This window comes from Radiobacillus sp. PE A8.2 (assembly GCF_045635475.1).
Classification (GTDB): Bacteria; Bacillota; Bacilli; order Bacillales; family Amphibacillaceae; genus JBJGXI01.
This window is the reverse complement of the sequence record NZ_JBJGXI010000013.1, coordinates 32,573-50,336: the sequence shown is the minus strand read 5'-3', so window position 1 is coordinate 50,336 and position 17,764 is coordinate 32,573. Positions and strand designations below refer to the sequence as shown.

Below are 17,764 nucleotides of genomic sequence, written 5' to 3'. Positions count from 1 at the left end.
TCAACCCTCCATCTTTAGTTATTCTTTATACCCGATACCTTTATCCGTTAAATGTCACATACTTAGTCTGTATAATAAATTAAGCATGCACAATCTTCAAAAAAACAGTCAGGGATTGCGTAATGTTATTTTTCGCCCCTGACTATCTTATTATTCCCCAGTTTCTGCAAATTTCTTAATTCGTTCTCCTATCTGGTCACGAACACGTTGGAACACTTGCCATTTTTCTTCATCTGTTCCTTCTGCTTTCGCTGGATCGTCAAATCCCCAGTGCTCACGTTTAACGCTTGGAGGGGTTATTGGACACTTGTCGGCAGCATCTCCACAAAGTGTAATAGCTAATGTCGCATTGTTTAAAATATCTGGATCAATAATATCAGACGTTTGATTAGAAATATCAATTTCTACCTCATTCATTGCTTTAACTGCATTGGGATTCAAGCCATGTGCTTCAATTCCAGCACTTTTCACTTCCCACTCATCACCAAGATAATTTTTTGCCCAACCTTCAGCCATTTGACTTCGACAAGAATTACCCGTACATAAGAAATAAATTGTTTTTTTAGCCATTGTTAATTTCCTCCTTTTAATTTAAAGCATTAATAATGTTAGATAAAGTCCGATTAATGTAATAAATAGAATCGGTATCGTTAATACGATTCCTGTTTTAAAGTACGTTCCCCATGAAATCTTGACTCCTTTTTGTGATAACACATGAAGCCATAATAGCGTCGCTAAAGACCCAATTGGTGTAATTTTCGGACCTAAATCTGACCCGATCACGTTGGCATAGATTAGTGCTTCTCGCATAACACCGGACGTGTTCGTTTCTGCAATTGCGATCGCGTCAATCATAACGGTCGGCATATTATTCATGATTGAAGACAAGATTGCAGCTATAAAGCCCATCGCAACCGTACCTACAAACAATCCTTGATCTGCACTTGCTTGAATAACCTTTGCTAAAACATCAGTGAGCCCGGCATTTCTCAAGCCAAATACAACAACATACATACCAATCGAGAAAAATACAACCGCCCACGGTGCGCCCTTGATCACTGCTTTTGTATCAACCGCTTTACTGTTTCTCGCCATTAAAATAAAGAAAATCGCAATAATGCCAGCCACGATCGATACAGGGACCTGAATAAATTCACTAATAAAATAGCCAATTAGTAATACCCCAAGCACGTACCAGGAAAGTCGAAACATCTTAACATCACGAATTGCTTTTACTGGCTCCTTAAGTTGGGATAAATCATAATGCTTAGGAATACTTTTTCTAAAATAAAGCAATAACACCCCAATAGTAGCTGCCAGTGAGAAAAAGTTTGGAATAATCATTCTCGAAGCATATTCAACAAAGCCAATTCCAAAATAATCAGCAGATACAATGTTAACTAAGTTACTAACGACCAACGGTAAGGACGTTGTATCTGCGATAAATCCACTCGCCATAATAAATGGGAAAATCATTTTTTCTTTAAAATTTAAATTTCGCACCATTGCTAACACAATTGGTGTAAGAATTAATGCCGCGCCATCATTAGCGAAAAAGGCCGCAACAACTGCGCCTAGTAAACTAACATAGACGAACATTTTTACCCCGTTACCACCGGCTGCTCTTGCCATATGAAGCGCAGCCCATTCAAAAAAGCCAATCTCATCTAAAATTAACGAAATAAGTATAATAGCAACAAAAGCTAGTGTCGCATTCCAAACAATTCCTGTTACTTCTATTACATCGCTAAAACCTACAACACCTACGAGTAAAGCAACAACCGCTCCACCACATGCAGACCATCCAATCGATAGCCCTTTTGGCTGCCATATTACAAGTACTAAAGTAGCCAAAAAAATTAACGATGCTAGTATAACCGATCCTGACAAATCATTTCCCCCCAATTAGCAACACGTAATTCGTGTACCCTTTTCTTCTAGTTCTTTTAATTTAAAATCTTGATCTGGCAGTTGAAGAAGAAGTTGCTCAACAAAAGGGAAATGCTCATTCTGTTTGTTTAAAGAATAAAAGATCCATTGCCCCTTTCTTTCTTCTTTTACTAAGCCGACATCTCTTAATTTACGAAGGTGCTGACTAATTGAAGGCTGACTAACTTGAAAAATCTCCACAAACTCGCAAACACAGCACTCATTTTTTTCAAGTAGCTTTACCATTGTTAAGCGTGTTTTATCTCCTAACAATTTTAGGACCATAGCCGCCTTATCCATTTCAATTGCTGTTTGTAACATATCACAACACCTCCTTGTTCATCCGCTTATTACTATATAACTATTTACTTATATATTCAAGCTAAAAGCTCGGGACATTATTAAAAGTTTTTCACCTCATCTTTTGATATAGTAAAAGATATGTCTGTAACGACTTTAGGAGGGCTTCAAAATGATCTACGCTATAAGTTTGTTTATCGTTGCTGGACTAGCAGAAATTGGTGGTGGCTATTTGATTTGGTTATGGTTAAGAGAAGGAAAACCGTTATACTGGGGGATTGGTGGCGGAATCGCATTAGCTTTATATGGTGTGATTGCTACCTTTCAAAGCTTTCCATCATTCGGTAGAGTGTACGCCGCATATGGCGGTGTATTTATCATCTTGTCCGTGCTATGGGGGTGGGGAGTCGATAAAAAAGCACCAGATTTATATGATTGGGTTGGTGCTGGAATCTGTATCGTTGGTGTATCTGTGATGCTATTTGCACCTCGTCATTAGTAGCTTTTTTCAATTCTAATCAAATTATCTATCACTCGAACGAATCAGAGACAGGTGGTTCTTTTCGCCCGTCCCTGTAGTTCAGCTTTTTATTCCAAGTGCTCAAATTGAGATACCATCATTTCATAATTCATTGGTCCGAAAGCTCTGTTTTGAATAACACCATTCGAATCTATCATGTAGGAGGTAGGAATCGGACGTATTTGATAGGTTGTTGCCACCTTATTTTCTTGGTCTTAGAATTTATTCTGTGCCTTACTTACCCCAAATAGTACCTATCTATAACACGCATACCAATACCGGTATACAAAAAACAAAATTTTTACCTGCTTTTCACAAGTAAACGCACTGCTTCATTAATAAATTCTTCTGCACTTGCCCCTTTATCCTGTTCTGCTCGGATACATTGTTCAAGGTTCGTGCTAACAACTAACGCCATTGTCTTATCAACTGCACTTCTGACTGCTGCCATTTGCGTTACAAGATCTCTGCATGCTGCATCGTATCCATCATTCGTAATATTCCTCTTACTTGTCCTTCGATTCTTTTTACTCTATTCTTTACTTGAGCATCGTACATCACCCGGTTAACCTCCTCTCATTCCATTTATAATATATCTACCCAAATCTTTAGAGCTGTACCAGCTATTAAGATAGCTAATATCACTTGTAATACCTTCGTATTCACTCTTTTTCCTAGCATCGCTCCAAGTGGTGAAGCGATGAGACTAGCGACAATCATAATAAAAGCGGGGAAATAATCTACTTGCCCTGTTGTGATTTTACCGACTGTTGCACCGATCGATGAGATGAAGGTTATAGCTAATGAGCTAGCAATCGTCATTCTAGTTGGGATTTTCAGTATGACAAGCATAATTGGCACAAGCAAGAATGCGCCTGCAGCACCTACAATCCCTGCCCCAACACCGACTATTAAAGCAAGTATTGCAGCTAAGCCTTTATTGAAACTAACCTGATCAAGTGGAATATCATCTATTCCTTTTTTCGGTACGAACATCATCACTGCCGCAATAACCGCTAACATACCATAAGTTATATTAATACCTGCCTCTGAAAAAAATTTCGACCCATATCCACCTATAAAACTACCAATCAAAATACTAATACCCATATACAAAATTAACGATTTGTTTAAATAACCGCCTTTACGATAAGCCCAAACCCCACCAATTGTTGCAAACAACACTTGAATCGCACTAATCCCTGATACTTCATGTGCTGTAAAAGCTGCAACACCAAACAATGGTGGAATATATAAAAGCATCGGATACTTAATAATCGAACCACCAATACCTAACATGCCAGAAATATAAGAACCAACAAATCCAATCATAAATATAGTAATAATAAATTCGAAATCCATCCTACTTCCCCCTATCAAAAGGGAACCAAACCTGGTTCCCTTTAATTAAATCACCCTTTTTTAATCCAAAATTTGAATACATCATTTTCTTCTGTGTTGTTTATCAATTCATGTCCGCCAGACTTTGCCCATGCAGTTAGGTCACTTTTAGCTCCTTGATCTGTTGCATGTATTTCTAATATCTGGCCTGACTGTAATTCGTTTATTGCTTTCTTCGTTTTAACGATTGGCATCGGACACGCCAATCCTTTTGCATCTAACACTTTTGCTATTTCCATTTTTCATCCTCCTAAGTTTCTTAATATCTATCTAACTGCACAACGATTTGGACCGATTTCCATTTCACGTTGTCTTTCTTCATCCGGAGTAACTTTCCCCATATTTGTTTCACGAATCTCTTGATACGCATTCGGTTGCGGTGGTAAATTTTCTGTTACTAGACTTCTAAAAGCTGTTTCATCCTCTATTTTCAGACCATGATTGTTAGCAAACAGTGTAGCTAGTTTTGCTGAAACACTACCATCATCATTCAATTCATCCATGATCATAAAGTGCGCAGGAAGCACAATTAATTCCTCCGATAATTCTCGGTAGCGGGAATACAAGCTGTCTCTTAAATCGCCTACCCAGTCATCCGCTTTTCCAGCTAAATCAGGTCTACCGATCGAGTCAATAAAGAGAATATCTCCTGACAACAGATATTCATCATCGATTACAAATGATGTAGAACCAATCGTGTGTCCTGGTGAATATAACGCGTGAATATGAATAGCATTGCTTCCGACTTTGACGACAGTAGCATCTTCCAAAGGTGCATAGTCAAACGTTACTTCGTCTGCATCTTTTGGAGGTAACCAATAGGTCGCATTTGTAGCTTCTGCAATTTTTCTTCCACCGGAAATGTGATCTGCATGTAAATGTGTATCCAGCACGTTTGTAATACTAGCATTTTTACTGTTAGCAAAATCTATAAAAACCTCCGTCATACGTGTCGCATCGATTATTGCTGCCTCACCATCCGAGATTATCATGTAAGATAAACACCCTTTACCGATTCGAACAAATTGATATATTTCTCCACCTCCTGTTAGGTTTCCAACTTTAACAGGTTCAAGGTGTTCGCTATATGCTTTCATGCCACCTTGAAGGTAAGAAACGGTTATTCCTTCTTCTGAAAGCATTTCAGCAATCATGACAGAAGAGCCTTCTTTCGCACACACTACTAAAATCTCTTTGTTCGCAGGAATGTTTTCGATAATCTCTTCTACTCCATCTAATAGGTCAAAGTATGGAATATTCAAGTATTCAAAATTAGCACCTTCTATTTTCCAATCAGCAAAATCCTCTTGATTCCGAACGTCTAAAATGAATAACGGTTGTTTATCTACTATTTTTTCAGTTAGATCTTTAGCTGTCATTGTATTTACGGTCATTCACATTACCTCCCTGGGTATAACTTTATTCAAAAAAATATATTCCTACTTTAAAGTTTCTGTCTTTCCAGTCCACTCACTCATACCTGGTACAACATTAATAACTTTAGAAAATCCTAAGTTTGTTAATTTTTGCGCAGCAAGATCACTTCTACTACCTGTTCTACATACAACATAAATCTCATCGTCTCTATTTAGTTCCTTACTGCGCGCATCCAAATCACCTAGCGGGATACTTTTAGCTTCCGGTATATGATTGAACGCATATTCCGCTGCTTCTCTTACATCAAGAACGACAATATTATCATTTGCTGCTAGCTTTTTTTCAAGTTCTTGATTATTGGAAATGCTCGGATGGGTTTGAACGAATTGTTCTTCCTCAGTAGCTTTTCTAAGAAAGTGCTTTAACACATCTCCCTCTTCAAGGGTACCCAAATATTGATGGCCAGCACTGTGTGCCCATGCTTGAAGATCTGCTCGTGAACCTTTATCTGTAGCTTGCACTTCTACCACGTTTCCAGATTGCACTTCTTTCATTACTTTTTTTGTTTTCACAATTGGCATCGGACAAGCAAGCCCTTTTGCATCTACTATGATATCTGCGTGTAACTTTTCCATTAAAAAACCCTCCTCTTATACCCTAACCAGTATTTATTTTTTCAAAAAAATATAAACTATTCGATTTTCCCTTGCCAAGCTAACATACCGCCATCCATATTAATAACGTTAAATCCATGACTTTCTAGCAACTGTCCGGCACGACCACTTCTTCCTCCAGAACGACAAACCAAAATATATTCTTTTGATTTATCTAATTCATGCATTCTAAATTCGAGTAATCCAAGTGGGATATGAATGGCGCCAGGGATTTTGCCAGTTTCCACTTCATCTACTTCTCTTACATCAATGATGTGTTGGGCTTTATCTGCTTCGACTAGCTTTTGTACTTCGATTGCTGCATATTGTTTCATTACGTATGCTCCTTCTTATCTCCAGCTGTTCATGCGTCTTAGATGTTGACAGCACTGTAGTCTAGTTTTAGTGTTTAACTCGGTTTTCATTTCCTCTGATCACGGAATGATTGAAATAATAGCATTAAATAAACAAGTTTACATTGCCATTTTCTGCATCACCTAGATACGCCGCTACACCTGCATAATCAATGTCATCTAATAATTCTTCCTTTTGTAGACCTAACAAATCCATTGTCATCGTGCATGCAACGAGCTTAACTTCTTGTTCTTGAGCCATTTCTATTAAGCTCGGTAAGCTCATGGCGTTATGTTTTTTCATAACACTTTTAATCATCTTTGGTCCAAAGCCAGCAAAATGCATTTTGGATAAGCCCATCTTATCTGCACCTCTCGGCATCATCTTGCCGAACATTTTCTCCAAAAACCCTTTTTTTACATCCATATTTTCATCTTTCCTTAGTGCATTTAATCCCCAAAAGGTATGAAAAATGGTCACTTCATGATCATAAGCAGCAGCACCGTTAGCAATGATATAGGCTGCCATTGCTTTATCATAATCACCACTAAATAAAACGATTGTTGTTTTTTTCTTCTCCGTCATGTGAATCCTCCTAAAAGTTTTACAATACCCATGCAGGTATAATTCATCGTAAAAAAAATTCGTTTAACTTTTGTGCTTATTTCAACACAAAACCAACTATATACCCATTAGGGTAATTTGTCAACAGGGAAGATATCGAGTGGTTTTCCTAAAACTACTAGTCTACCGTCAATGATATTACTCGTGATCTTGGTTTCGTACAAATTCTGTTCTAGTATAATCAAATAAACCTTATTTCAGCTAACATGTAAAGAACCTATGCATGGCAAATCCATGCATAGGTTCTTTTGTTTTATCTTATCGTTTTTAAGGCTCCGCTCCAAGCATTGACTTGGTCTAGCATTGTATTGACATTTTGCAAATGTAATTCCGCCGGCTTGAATACACTGAAGTTTTCAAAATCAGTGAATAATGAAAGTGTTGGATGAACTCGAACATCAGCAATCATTAATTCACCTAAAATCCCACGTAAGTGTTCAGCGGCACGCGCACCACCTGTTGAGCCGTAGCTGACAATACCGGCTGCTTTGTTATTCCACGGTTCACGAGCAGAATCAAGTGCGTTTTTCAGTGCGCCTGTGATACTATGATTATATTCTTGAACGATGAAAACGAAGCCATCAAAGTTACCAAGCTTATCGTTCCAAGCGGCAATTCCTGGCTCTTGCCCGGTGCCTTCACCTAAAAATGGTAGTTTGAAATCAGCAATATCTACAATCTCATAATTTGCATCGTTGCGTTTATCCGCTACTTCCTTTACCCATTCCCCTACTTGTGTGCTTACTCGTCCTTGACGCGTACTTCCTAAAATAATACCGATGTTAAGCTTTGACATAGTTTGATTCCTCCAAGTTGTATAATACGCTTTATAGTTATTTATTATAACTAAGTTACTTTCCGTAATTTATTATACAGATTTTATCGATTAGAGACAAATAATCTGTTTTATTCGCGTTCCTAACACATAAAAAATACCCTTACACACAACTGTAAGGGCATTTATAAAATTACTTCTATTCCTCGTCGGGCAAAACCGTCCGAGCTATTTTCTCATCTAATCTTTCATAGTCATAGTAGTTTATTGTTTCATATAATTCACTTCTCGTTTGCATCGAATCTAACACATCCACTTGGGTTCCTTTTTCAAAAATCTCTTGAAACACGTTTTCGTATGCTTTCGCCGCTGCGCGCAAAGCAGTAACTGGATAGATGACCATACTATATCCAAAACTTTGAAATTGGTCTGCTGTAAAATAAGGTGTTTTACCAAACTCTGTCATGTTCGCGAGTAATGGTGCTTTTACTTGCTCACTAACATGACGAAATTCTTCTTCTGTTTGCAATGCTTCTGGAAATATAGCATCAGCGCCTGCTTCTAGATATTTTTTGGCACGGTCAATTGCTGCTTCGATTCCGTCAACTCCTTTGGCATCTGTTCTGGCAATTACTACGAGTGAAGGAGCAACCTGTTTGATTGTTTTAATCTTTTGCATCATTTCTTCTACTGAAACCAGCTTTTTGCCATTCAAATGTCCGCATTTTTTCGATAATTGTTGATCCTCAATCTGCACAGCAGCAACTTTTGCTTCGACCATTTCCTTAGCGGTCCTTGCAACATTTAAAATTCCACCATATCCGGTGTCGATATCGACAAGTAATGGAAGTTGGGTGGCACGAATCAAGTCGCGTGCTCGCGCGGTCACCTCATCGGAAGTAACTATACCTAAATCCGGCAAGCCTCTGCTTGCGGTATAGGCAGCTCCAGATAAGTAGAGTGCCTCAAAACCTGTTTGTTTGGCAACAAGACCGGCCATCCCATCATGCGCTCCAGGTATTTTAAGTATCGTATTTGTCGTGATTTGCTGTAAAAATTGTGTTGCTAATTGTTTTTGACTTTTTTCCTCTTCTATTAACCAAGCCACAATATTCATCCCTTCATCGCAATTACATTTAAATCATCAGCATCTTCATAAATTCAGAAACAGCTACCTCTTCTAAGCGATCGTGATCCATCATCAGTGTCATGATGTTATCAGTTTGTTTTTTAGGATACCGACTTTTCAGACTGTTTTCCACTTTATCGATTAATAATGGAATCCCTTCTTTCCGGCGGCGATGATGTCCAATTGGATATTCACACACAACATTTTCTGATTGCGAACCATCTTTATACCGAATCTGTACCGCATTTGCGATTGATCGTTTATCCGGATCAAGGTAGTCTTTACTATACGCTTTATTTTCAACGACCGTCATTTTTCCTCGCAATCTATCAATACGAGGATCTTGTGCAATTTTATCTTCATAATGATCCGCTGTTAGTTGACCAAAAATTAAACCAATCGCCACCATATATTGCAAGCAGTGATCACGGTCAGCAGGATTGTATAACGGACCAGTCTTGTCGATAATTCGAATGGCCGCCTCATGTGTGGTTAATTCGATTTCATCTATATCTTCTAGACGATTTAGTACGTCTCCGTGGAGTTGTATCGCACATTCAACAGCTGTTTGTGCGTGAAACTCTGCAGGAAATGCAATTTTCAGCAAAACATTTTCTATCACATAACAATCAAGTGGTCGAGCAAGCGTGAGTTCTTCTCCTTTAAACAGAACATCCTGAAATCCCCACGTAGGAGCTGATAATGCCGAAGCATAGCCCATCTCACCTTTCAGTGCCATCATCGCCAGTCTAACCGCTCGGCTCGTAGCATCTCCTGCTGCCCAGGATTTTCGAGAACCGGTGTTAGGTGCATGGCGGTACGTCCGTAAACTAGAATTATCAATCCATGCATTAGACACCGCATTAATAATTTCCTGTTTCGTTCCTCCAAGCAGTTCAGTTACAACTGCAGTTGAAGCGATTTTCACCAAAAGTACATGATCCAATCCAACGCGATTAAAGCTATTATCAAGTGCTAATACACCTTGAATTTCATGTGCCTTTATCGAAGCTGTTAGCACATCTTTGATCGTCAATGGTTGCTTTCCTTCTGCTATGTTCTCCCGACTAATATAGTCTGCAATGGCCAAAATCCCGCCCAGATTATCAGATGGATGGCCCCATTCTTTAGCTAACCATGTATCATTGTAATCGAGCCACCTGATGATGCAGCCAATATTAAACGCACCTTGTACCGGATCCAATTGATAAGATGTTCCTGGCACACGAACCCCATTTGGCACAACCGTTCCCGGTACAATTGGTCCGAGGTGCTTGGTACATTCCGGATAATTTAAGGCTAGTAATCCAGAAGCGATCGAATCCATTAACACATATCGTGCTGTCTGATACGCTCCCTCGCTGTCTATTTTCTTGTCCAGTACATAATCTGCAATTTCTACTAAAAGTGGATCTGTTTGATTTTCTTTTGTCGGCATAACATGTTTACTCCTTCCAATTAAAACGATTTTCTTTTTTTGTTATGGGTGCAAGTTTCTTGGACCTGTATAATCTACGCGTGGTCGAAATAAACGATTGTTAGCATGTTGCTCGATAACGTGAGCACAAATACCAATCGTTCGTGCAGCAAGAAAAATCGGCGTGTACAATTCAATCGGTATGCCTAGCAGATAATAGACCGGCGCAGCATAATAATCAAGGTTGGGATATAGACCTTTTTCTTGCTTCATCACTTCTTCACCCACGACACACATGTCGTAAAGTTCTTTATTCCCCTTTTCCTGGACTAAATCTAAAACGGCTTCCTTCATTAATGTGGCACGAGGATCCATCTTTTTCATGTAAACGCGATGACCAAAGCCCATTATTCTGTGTTTGTTTTGCAGTTTTTTCATAATAAGTGCTTCCATACCTTCTACATTCCTAGCCTCAAGCAGCATCTCCATTACTGCTTCATTCGCTCCTCCATGTAATTTACCTTTTAAAGATGAAACGGCACCTGTTAGCGCACCGTATATATCGGACGTGGTCGAAGCAATCACTCTTGCTGCAAACGTCGAATTTGGCATTTCATGCTCACTGTATACCATTAAGGTTTGGTCAAATACTTTAGTTTCCGCTGGTGTGGGTTCTTGGCCTGTTAACATGTATAGGAAATTGGCACTGTATGACAAATCTTTGCGGGGGGAGATTACTTCTTTGTTGATTTTGGCACGAAAACTATTGGCCACAATAGTGGGTACCTTGGCTAGCAATCGAATCGTTTTTCTACGGTTTGCTTCAAGTGATCGATCATCAAGTTCATTTTCAAACCCTGAAAGTATCGATATTCCAGTTCTCAAAGCATCCATACTATCCATCTGTTTCGGTAGCATTTGTAAAATCGAGATCACATCATTAGGAACAAGATATTCATCTTTTAACGATTGATCGAGATCATCTCGTTCTATGTTCGTCGGCAATCGATCATTCATTAAAAGATACACCAAATCGAGATACTTCACATGTTTCGATAGTTCGATTAAATCATAACCACGAATGACAATCTGTTCATTTTCAACATCCAAATAAGAAATATCTGTCTTCGCTGCAATCACACCATCTAAACCAGGATGAAACACCTGCTCTGTAGCCATAAAAAAACCCTCCTTTGTTATATTAGAACATAAGAGAGTTACATCAGAGTTACATGGCTAAGTGAGTGTATTTCACTTTCTCGACAGTGGTTGCCGTACGTTTTTTTATAGGTTGAATTATGCGCGGTACGTTTTTTCTTCAGTGTAGTTGCTTACTGCTAGGATGATAGTTTCTTTCGCAAGTGAACCGTCAACTAAAAATGTGAATAGAACCTTGATAGACATACAGTCATTCAAGGTCCTTATTGAAGTTATTAGCAGTAATAATAGAAACTAATATGTGATATTTTACTTTAGCTCATCTTCTAATTAGCTCTTTCCTCAATCCGAACATCCTCCCGACGCTTTAGGTACCAATCCTGGATGGAGAGTACGTACGTTAACGGGATATCATTAATTGTTTCAATGTGTGGGGGATTAGAGCGATTGACTGTATTAATGGTAGCGATTTGAAAATGTTTTTGTAGTCTCGTTTGTGAATAAGACATCTCAATCACATTTTTTCGTTTTGTTATAAACATTCGACTCGTTAAGCCGCCACGCCACCACTGCACCTGGTCTGACGATAGGGCATACCTTGTATGCAGATAATCTAGGATACGATTTACTACAATGATACACAACAATCCAATACTCAAGATCCACCAAGCTTGATCCAATTGAAGAAACTTTGGTTTAAAATAAAATAAACCGATTGTTGCCAATATCCATAACCAGCTTGGTCTAAACAATTTTATCCATAAGGTTTTTCTTGGCAGTCTGTTCATTTCCACTTGTAACTGATAGCCAGGTAGTAAATCCTCTATTAACTTATATGCTTTTTCAAGCGGCAAAAAAGGATAGAGGGAGTTCACATTGACTGCTCCATCTTCTATTTTAGGCTGTGAAGAACTAATTAATTTCACTTCGGCAAGGCCAAATATTCGCTTTACCCATGTTTGATTTATTTCCAAACCTTGCACTTTCCTCTTTTCAATTGCAAAATAGCTTTCATTCAATACACCACGATCAATATAGATATACTTAGTATCGGATGAAATCTCATATTTGCCATAACGGATAAACGTTCTTACCATTCCAAAAATAACCGCTACAATAACTGCCAACACAATCATCGCAAAAAATAGCCAGCTATTCGCAAGCAATCCTTGAAATAAACCCTCCACCTGATCTGTCTCTGGTAAAAAAGGTTGTAAATAGTCATAAGCACCGCCGACAAACGGAAGTAGTGCAAGAAAACTCAATGAAGTAAAGCTGGCCTGCCATAAGTCTTTTCGTTTTGGTGAAAAATGTACCGTGCGGTTTGTTTTACGCAATGGTTCTTGTATAGGCTCTTCATCATTTGTTTCCTGCAATTGTCCTGTCTCTGCACTCCCAATATCATCTCGGTCTGCATTTCTTTCACCTGCTTGGACGAGATCCTGCAAAAAGTTTGTCTGTTTTTTGGATATTACTTCAAAATGGATGCTATCATCTTCCCCGTCCATCGCTGTTTCAAAGGTTAACGAAGTCAGTCCAAATATTTTATGAAATACAGATTTTTTTCTTGTCACATTTTGAATTTTGGAAAATGGAATGGTACTCGTGTGCTTTACAAAAATCCCTTTATTTAGATGGAAAGCACGGTCCTTCCATTCATAGGTTTCAACAAACCAAGCCATCACAATATAAAGTAACCGCCATAAAACAAATGCCAAGAAAGCATACCGTCCATACTCATAAAGCCAAAACTCTGAATTTCTCTGTATAACAAACAAGATAATAACAAACAGTAAACTACTTTTAATTAAATTATAGATTCGAAAAACTATTGTTAAGGGATGATATCTCATTATTCATCGACTTCCTTTAGCTTTGCATATTCAGCTAATATTCCTCTTAACTGTAGCGCGAGATTCTCCTCTAATGCAGGAATAACATGGGCAGATCCCATTGTTTCAACTTTAATGGATCGGGTGTCATATCGTTTCATAATTGGTCCTTGACTAGTAGAAACTGATTGAATTTTTGTCATTGGAATGGTTACCCACTCTTTTGTCAAAATACCATAGCTTAATTGAAGGTACTCATCATCATACTGATAGCTCCAGCTTCGGTAGAGCAATACTGGTTCTATGATCGACCAAATTACTCCGATTACGCTGAGCACGATTAAACCGATTAAAAGCCAAAAAACCCAGATTGGCCATGCAAAAAAATAATAAAGCCAAAACAATACTCCAATTACTACAAAACCAACAATATTACTTATAGTCTCGGAAATCCTTCGAATAGTTGGAAAAGAAGGGGCTAATTGATTGGCTAATTTTATATCACTCACAGAAACTCCTCATTTCATTGATTATTATCCGTCGTTCATAAAAAAAATAGGTTAATAGCATTACGGTTATAAGAAAAGAAAAGTTTCATCACTTTTAAAAAAGAGCAGCTTTGATTTTTGGTATATTGGTGATGCGTAACAGTTGAAAATAAACAGAAAAGGCGCAGCCATTAATGACCTCGCCTTACAAAAAACTTTTTTCTAGGACAATATGATAATGTTTACTAGTTCGTCATTCTGAAACCTATTTCAAAGTAAATGTCTTAAAATCTACCTTCCCAGTACCTTTATAAGTAAAATATAATGCCATTATCCCATTTTCCAGTTGTACATTGGTGCTGAAATTAGTATAGTCTTTACTTTTCTTAATCGGAATTTTTGCAAAATGCTCCGCATCAAGCGAAGTTGATACTAACATCTCACCAGCACCTGTTGCTCGTACTTGAACGCTTATTTCCTGCAATTCTTTGATCATAAAATATTTAAACCCTGTAATTGCCCCATCTCTCATGTTGGCAATATACTGTGTTGGGTTATGTTCCCTGTCTTTTCCCGTTTGGGTGAAATAAGGATGATTTTTGAACGTGACATTACCAAAGTACGTACCATATCTACCGGCGCCTTCAGCTGACATCAAATGACAGGCTATTCGTGCTTCGTATTCTCCGATTCCATGGAGTGGTCCGCCATTTAAACCACAGCTTGTCATTTCGACCTGCGCAATAGACCCATCCTCTTTGATCTCAATCGGTTCCGCTAGTGCCTGTCTAGAATAATGATGCCTGTTTGTTTGTCTATGATAAAATACATACCATTGCTTTTTTACACAAACGATACTACCATGATTGTTTCCGATATAATTGTAAGCATATTTATCTTCTGAATGACCGTTAATATATAAATCACCATTACTAATAATTGTTCCACCAAAGACAAAACCATCCGTCGGACTTTTGCTCGTGGCATAACATAACTCGTGCCCATTGATCGAAGAGTAGATAAAATAATACGTATCGTTTATTTTTCGCATCGAGCTTGCTTCAAAGAATTCATGATTTTCAAATCCGGTCCCTGCTGCTTCCCCTACTTTTGGCAAAATTAGCTTCGGTTCATTCTTCACCGTTTTCATATCAGCTTCTAATTCAATCACATAGCCACCATCAAATTTGCGTTTTTTTCCACCGGTTACAATTGCCGGTAAACCGTCCTTTGGTGCGAAGCCAGAATATAAATAAACTTTGCCATCATCATCAACAAAAATCCCTGGGTCAAACAGGAAGGGATCTCCCTTTTCACTTGATAAAAGCGTATTATCTGGATTACGGACATAGCCATAAAATTCGTATTTACCAGCAGGTGTATCACATACCGCTACCGCCATCTCACTGCTAAAAACAAGTGCATAATACAAATAATAACGGCCATTTGGACCTTGTGTGACATCTGGGGCATACATATGTTTAAATCCAAATTTATTTTTCGGGTCTTGTTTTTTCCTATAAATAACTCCTTCATATCTCCAATCACTCAGATCGTCAACAGAAGCAGACCAACAAACATAATCGTTCATACAAAAAAACTTTCCATTGAATCGATCATGGGAACCGTATACATATAAGCGATCACCGAATACGTACGGCTCACCGTCTGGAATATATTCATAACTTGGTAAAAATGGGTTATATGCTTGTTTTTTCATTACTAAGACCCTCCTTCTACGGTAACAATGTTGGCTTGTTTAAAATTTAACATTGTCGGGCACAATTTTCTTCACTCTATAAATTAAGGTTAACTTAAAATTAGACATTAGTGGTATCAACCAAAACTAAGGTGGCTAAACTTTTTGTTGTAATTCCACATGCTCATAGATGTAGATTATTTCATCGCTCTTAGAAACATAATTTGTATTTTATTATTGTAGGGTAGATAATTGGATTACAAATAATCCTAATATATAGGGAGAGATTTCATGAGACAAATCAACAACTATATTGATACTATTTTTAACAAACAGGATAATCTATTGGATGAAGTAATTTCATCAATACAGCAAAACGGCATGCCATCAATCTCCGTTTCTCCATCTTCTGGAAAGCTTTTGACGATGCTTATTTCGATTCACGGAGCGAAGAATGTATTAGAAATAGGTGCGCTTGGTGGATATAGCGGTATTTGTCTTGCTAGGGGCTTCGGTGATAAAGGAAGTTTAACATCTCTTGAATTAGAGGAAAAATATGCAAAGCTAGCACACGACAATTTAAGTAAGGCTGGCTTTGGTGATCAAGTGACCTACTTAACTGGTCCAGCTCTATCAAGTTTAGAAAGATTAGCAGCCAATCAAGCACGGTATGATTTTTTCTTTATTGATGCAGACAAAGAGAATTATGAAAATTACTTAGCGTATTGCATTCGATTATCAGAACCAGGTGCGCTTATCGTTGCAGATAACGTTCTTGCCGGTGGTAGTGTAGTAGACCCGGAGTCAAAATCAAAGCGTTATACGGAATTTATGAAAAAGTTTAATCAGACTGTCGCTGAACATCCTAAGTTGGAATCCTTACTTATTCCTATTGGGGATGGAATGACTGTTTCACAAGTGAAAGGATAGTCTTCTTTAATCGAGCAATCATATAGCATGATTGCTTTTTTTATTACACTAACCTCTATTTAATTGATTTAGCAAGCTGTCCAGTTTTTGACTAATCTTAATTGTCTCCGGGTCGTTTACACCATTCTTTTTTATCGTTTCAATCATTTGATTTCTCGTTTCTTCGATTTTTCGTTCTAGATTACACGGATTATTTTTTTTCATAATATACCCTTTCCATTTACATATATAAAGGCGACTATAGATGAAATAATCCTATAGTCACCTTTAATACTGAGGGTTCAATAACCCGTTATACTTCCTAGATAATCTCTGGTTCTGATCTCTATTTGGTCTGTCATTTCACGTAAATATGGCTTATCTGGATTTCCCATCTTATCTACCATATCATTTTTGTCTATAACAAACACGCACTTTCCTATTTAATTATACCAATTTTTTATGTTTATTTCCTGTTTGTTCACAAAATTTACATACATTTACATCCAATAATCCGCTAGTTATAATTTCAAAATATTTACAATCACTGTTCCATCCATGTTGTCACTTGTGAAACTGGCTTTCTTGGCTTTTCTTTTGGTTCTACTTCTGGATAACCAATATAAATTAACCCTACTAACTCATCATTTTCTCCCAGACCGAAAGCTTGTTTCATTGTTGGGTGATACATGGGAGCACCGCTTCGCCAAATTGTTCCAAGTCCCATTGCATTTGCACCTAATAACATGTTTTGAATGGCAGCATACGTTGCTGCACGGTCTTCAATCCGTTCGATTTCTTCTTGCCCTCTAAAGGAAACTGCAACCGCAATGACAACTGGTGCTCGGTTTGCCTTCCCATGTTGTTTTGTTTCAATTAAGGCGATCGCTTCGTCTGTCGGGTCAGTAACTTTTTCAAGCGCAATATCTCGATAAGCATTACCCAACACTTTACGCCCCTCACCCGTCATCACAAAAAATCGCCATGGTTCGGTAAGATGATGGTTTGGTGCATAGGTTGCTAATTCTAGCAATGCTTCAATTTTTTCTTTTTCAACTGGATCTTGTTTTACTTTTCCGATGCTTTTTCTTGATTTTATTCCTTCTATTAGATGCATATATTTTATCTCCCCTTAACATTTGTGATTTATTATATGAATCTAATTCTAAATTAATTTGGAGGAATATGAAACTATTCCA

20 protein-coding genes and 1 pseudogene are annotated in these 17,764 nt (G+C 38.0%); 2 read left to right on the top strand and 19 right to left on the bottom strand.

Annotated elements, in window-relative coordinates; genetic code table 11:
• Nucleotides 1-150: 150 nt before the first annotated feature.
• Genes arsC through ACI6MV_RS09100 form a run of 3 tightly spaced genes read right to left on the bottom strand, consistent with a single transcriptional unit; the run spans nt 151 to nt 2,250 of the window.
• The gene (gene arsC / locus ACI6MV_RS09110; RefSeq protein WP_407269974.1) at nt 151-570 is read right to left on the bottom strand and encodes an arsenate reductase (thioredoxin); all 420 of its coding nucleotides are present in this window, start codon (nt 568-570) and stop codon (nt 151-153) included.
• 21 nt (nt 571-591) lie between these two features.
• Entirely contained in the window at nt 592-1,890 is a 1,299-nt protein-coding gene (locus ACI6MV_RS09105) for an arsenic transporter (RefSeq protein ID WP_407269973.1), read from the bottom strand.
• Nucleotides 1,891-1,905: 15 nt separating this feature from the next.
• Nucleotides 1,906-2,250 (bottom strand): ArsR/SmtB family transcription factor, encoded by a 345-nt coding sequence (locus ACI6MV_RS09100; RefSeq protein ID WP_407269972.1) that lies wholly within the window; start codon nt 2,248-2,250, stop codon nt 1,906-1,908.
• A gap of 151 nt (nt 2,251-2,401) precedes the next feature.
• On the opposite strand from ACI6MV_RS09100, the gene ACI6MV_RS09095 reads away from it, so the two are divergent.
• The gene (locus ACI6MV_RS09095; RefSeq protein WP_407269971.1) at nt 2,402-2,728 is read left to right on the top strand and encodes a YnfA family protein; all 327 of its coding nucleotides are present in this window, start codon (nt 2,402-2,404) and stop codon (nt 2,726-2,728) included.
• A gap of 322 nt (nt 2,729-3,050) precedes the next feature.
• Here the strand turns inward: ACI6MV_RS09095 and ACI6MV_RS09090 are convergent.
• The 14 genes and pseudogenes from ACI6MV_RS09090 to ACI6MV_RS09025 all read right to left on the bottom strand — a co-directional run bounded on the left by ACI6MV_RS09090 (nt 3,051) and on the right by ACI6MV_RS09025 (nt 15,677).
• Nucleotides 3,051-3,310, bottom strand: a pseudogene (locus ACI6MV_RS09090) (metal-sensitive transcriptional regulator).
• A 24-nt stretch (nt 3,311-3,334) separates the two neighbouring features.
• The gene (locus ACI6MV_RS09085) at nt 3,335-4,111 is read right to left on the bottom strand and encodes a sulfite exporter TauE/SafE family protein (RefSeq protein WP_407269970.1); all 777 of its coding nucleotides are present in this window, start codon (nt 4,109-4,111) and stop codon (nt 3,335-3,337) included.
• A gap of 50 nt (nt 4,112-4,161) precedes the next feature.
• Complete coding sequence (locus ACI6MV_RS09080) at nt 4,162-4,389, bottom strand: sulfurtransferase TusA family protein (protein ID WP_407269969.1); 228 nt, start codon at nt 4,387-4,389, stop codon at nt 4,162-4,164.
• Nucleotides 4,390-4,416: 27 nt separating this feature from the next.
• On the bottom strand, nt 4,417-5,544 hold the full coding sequence (locus ACI6MV_RS09075) for an MBL fold metallo-hydrolase (protein WP_407269968.1): 1,128 nt from the start codon (nt 5,542-5,544) through the stop codon (nt 4,417-4,419).
• A 45-nt stretch (nt 5,545-5,589) separates the two neighbouring features.
• Nucleotides 5,590-6,162, bottom strand: a complete 573-nt coding sequence (locus ACI6MV_RS09070) for a sulfurtransferase TusA family protein (RefSeq protein WP_407269967.1) — start codon at nt 6,160-6,162, stop codon at nt 5,590-5,592.
• 56 nt (nt 6,163-6,218) lie between these two features.
• On the bottom strand, nt 6,219-6,515 hold the full coding sequence (locus ACI6MV_RS09065; protein ID WP_407269966.1) for a rhodanese-like domain-containing protein: 297 nt from the start codon (nt 6,513-6,515) through the stop codon (nt 6,219-6,221).
• 124 nt (nt 6,516-6,639) lie between these two features.
• A complete protein-coding gene (locus tag ACI6MV_RS09060; protein ID WP_407269965.1) occupies nt 6,640-7,119 on the bottom strand; it encodes a DsrE/DsrF/DrsH-like family protein in 480 nt (159 codons plus the stop codon).
• Nucleotides 7,120-7,411: 292 nt separating this feature from the next.
• On the bottom strand, nt 7,412-7,954 hold the full coding sequence (locus ACI6MV_RS09055) for an NADPH-dependent FMN reductase (RefSeq protein ID WP_407269964.1): 543 nt from the start codon (nt 7,952-7,954) through the stop codon (nt 7,412-7,414).
• Nucleotides 7,955-8,132: 178 nt separating this feature from the next.
• Nucleotides 8,133-9,041, bottom strand: coding sequence for a methylisocitrate lyase (prpB, locus tag ACI6MV_RS09050; RefSeq protein WP_407269963.1), 909 nt, complete (start codon nt 9,039-9,041; stop codon nt 8,133-8,135).
• Nucleotides 9,042-9,069: 28 nt separating this feature from the next.
• The gene (locus ACI6MV_RS09045) at nt 9,070-10,500 is read right to left on the bottom strand and encodes a bifunctional 2-methylcitrate dehydratase/aconitate hydratase (RefSeq protein WP_407269962.1); all 1,431 of its coding nucleotides are present in this window, start codon (nt 10,498-10,500) and stop codon (nt 9,070-9,072) included.
• A 42-nt stretch (nt 10,501-10,542) separates the two neighbouring features.
• Nucleotides 10,543-11,658, bottom strand: a complete 1,116-nt coding sequence (mmgD, locus tag ACI6MV_RS09040) for a citrate synthase (protein WP_407269961.1) — start codon at nt 11,656-11,658, stop codon at nt 10,543-10,545.
• Nucleotides 11,659-11,963: 305 nt separating this feature from the next.
• Complete coding sequence (locus ACI6MV_RS09035; RefSeq protein WP_407269960.1) at nt 11,964-13,490, bottom strand: PH domain-containing protein; 1,527 nt, start codon at nt 13,488-13,490, stop codon at nt 11,964-11,966.
• Nucleotides 13,490-13,978: a PH domain-containing protein gene (locus tag ACI6MV_RS09030; RefSeq protein ID WP_407269959.1), complete on the bottom strand. Its 489-nt coding sequence runs from the start codon at nt 13,976-13,978 to the stop codon at nt 13,490-13,492. The genes ACI6MV_RS09035 and ACI6MV_RS09030 overlap by 1 nt, the downstream gene beginning before the upstream one ends.
• 244 nt (nt 13,979-14,222) lie before the next feature.
• A complete protein-coding gene (locus ACI6MV_RS09025) occupies nt 14,223-15,677 on the bottom strand; it encodes a family 43 glycosylhydrolase (protein WP_407269958.1) in 1,455 nt (484 codons plus the stop codon).
• Between the two features lie 270 nt (nt 15,678-15,947).
• On the opposite strand from ACI6MV_RS09025, the gene ACI6MV_RS09020 reads away from it, so the two are divergent.
• Nucleotides 15,948-16,586 carry an O-methyltransferase gene (locus tag ACI6MV_RS09020; RefSeq protein WP_407269957.1) on the top strand — a complete coding sequence of 213 codons (639 nt, stop codon included), beginning with the start codon at nt 15,948-15,950 and terminating at the stop codon, nt 16,584-16,586.
• A gap of 48 nt (nt 16,587-16,634) precedes the next feature.
• On the opposite strand, the gene ACI6MV_RS09015 is transcribed toward ACI6MV_RS09020, so the two are convergent.
• Nucleotides 16,635-16,790 (bottom strand): aspartyl-phosphate phosphatase Spo0E family protein, encoded by a 156-nt coding sequence (locus ACI6MV_RS09015; RefSeq protein WP_407269956.1) that lies wholly within the window; start codon nt 16,788-16,790, stop codon nt 16,635-16,637.
• Between the two features lie 319 nt (nt 16,791-17,109).
• The gene (locus tag ACI6MV_RS09010; protein ID WP_407269955.1) at nt 17,110-17,682 is read right to left on the bottom strand and encodes a nitroreductase family protein; all 573 of its coding nucleotides are present in this window, start codon (nt 17,680-17,682) and stop codon (nt 17,110-17,112) included.
• Nucleotides 17,683-17,764: the final 82 nt, after the last annotated feature.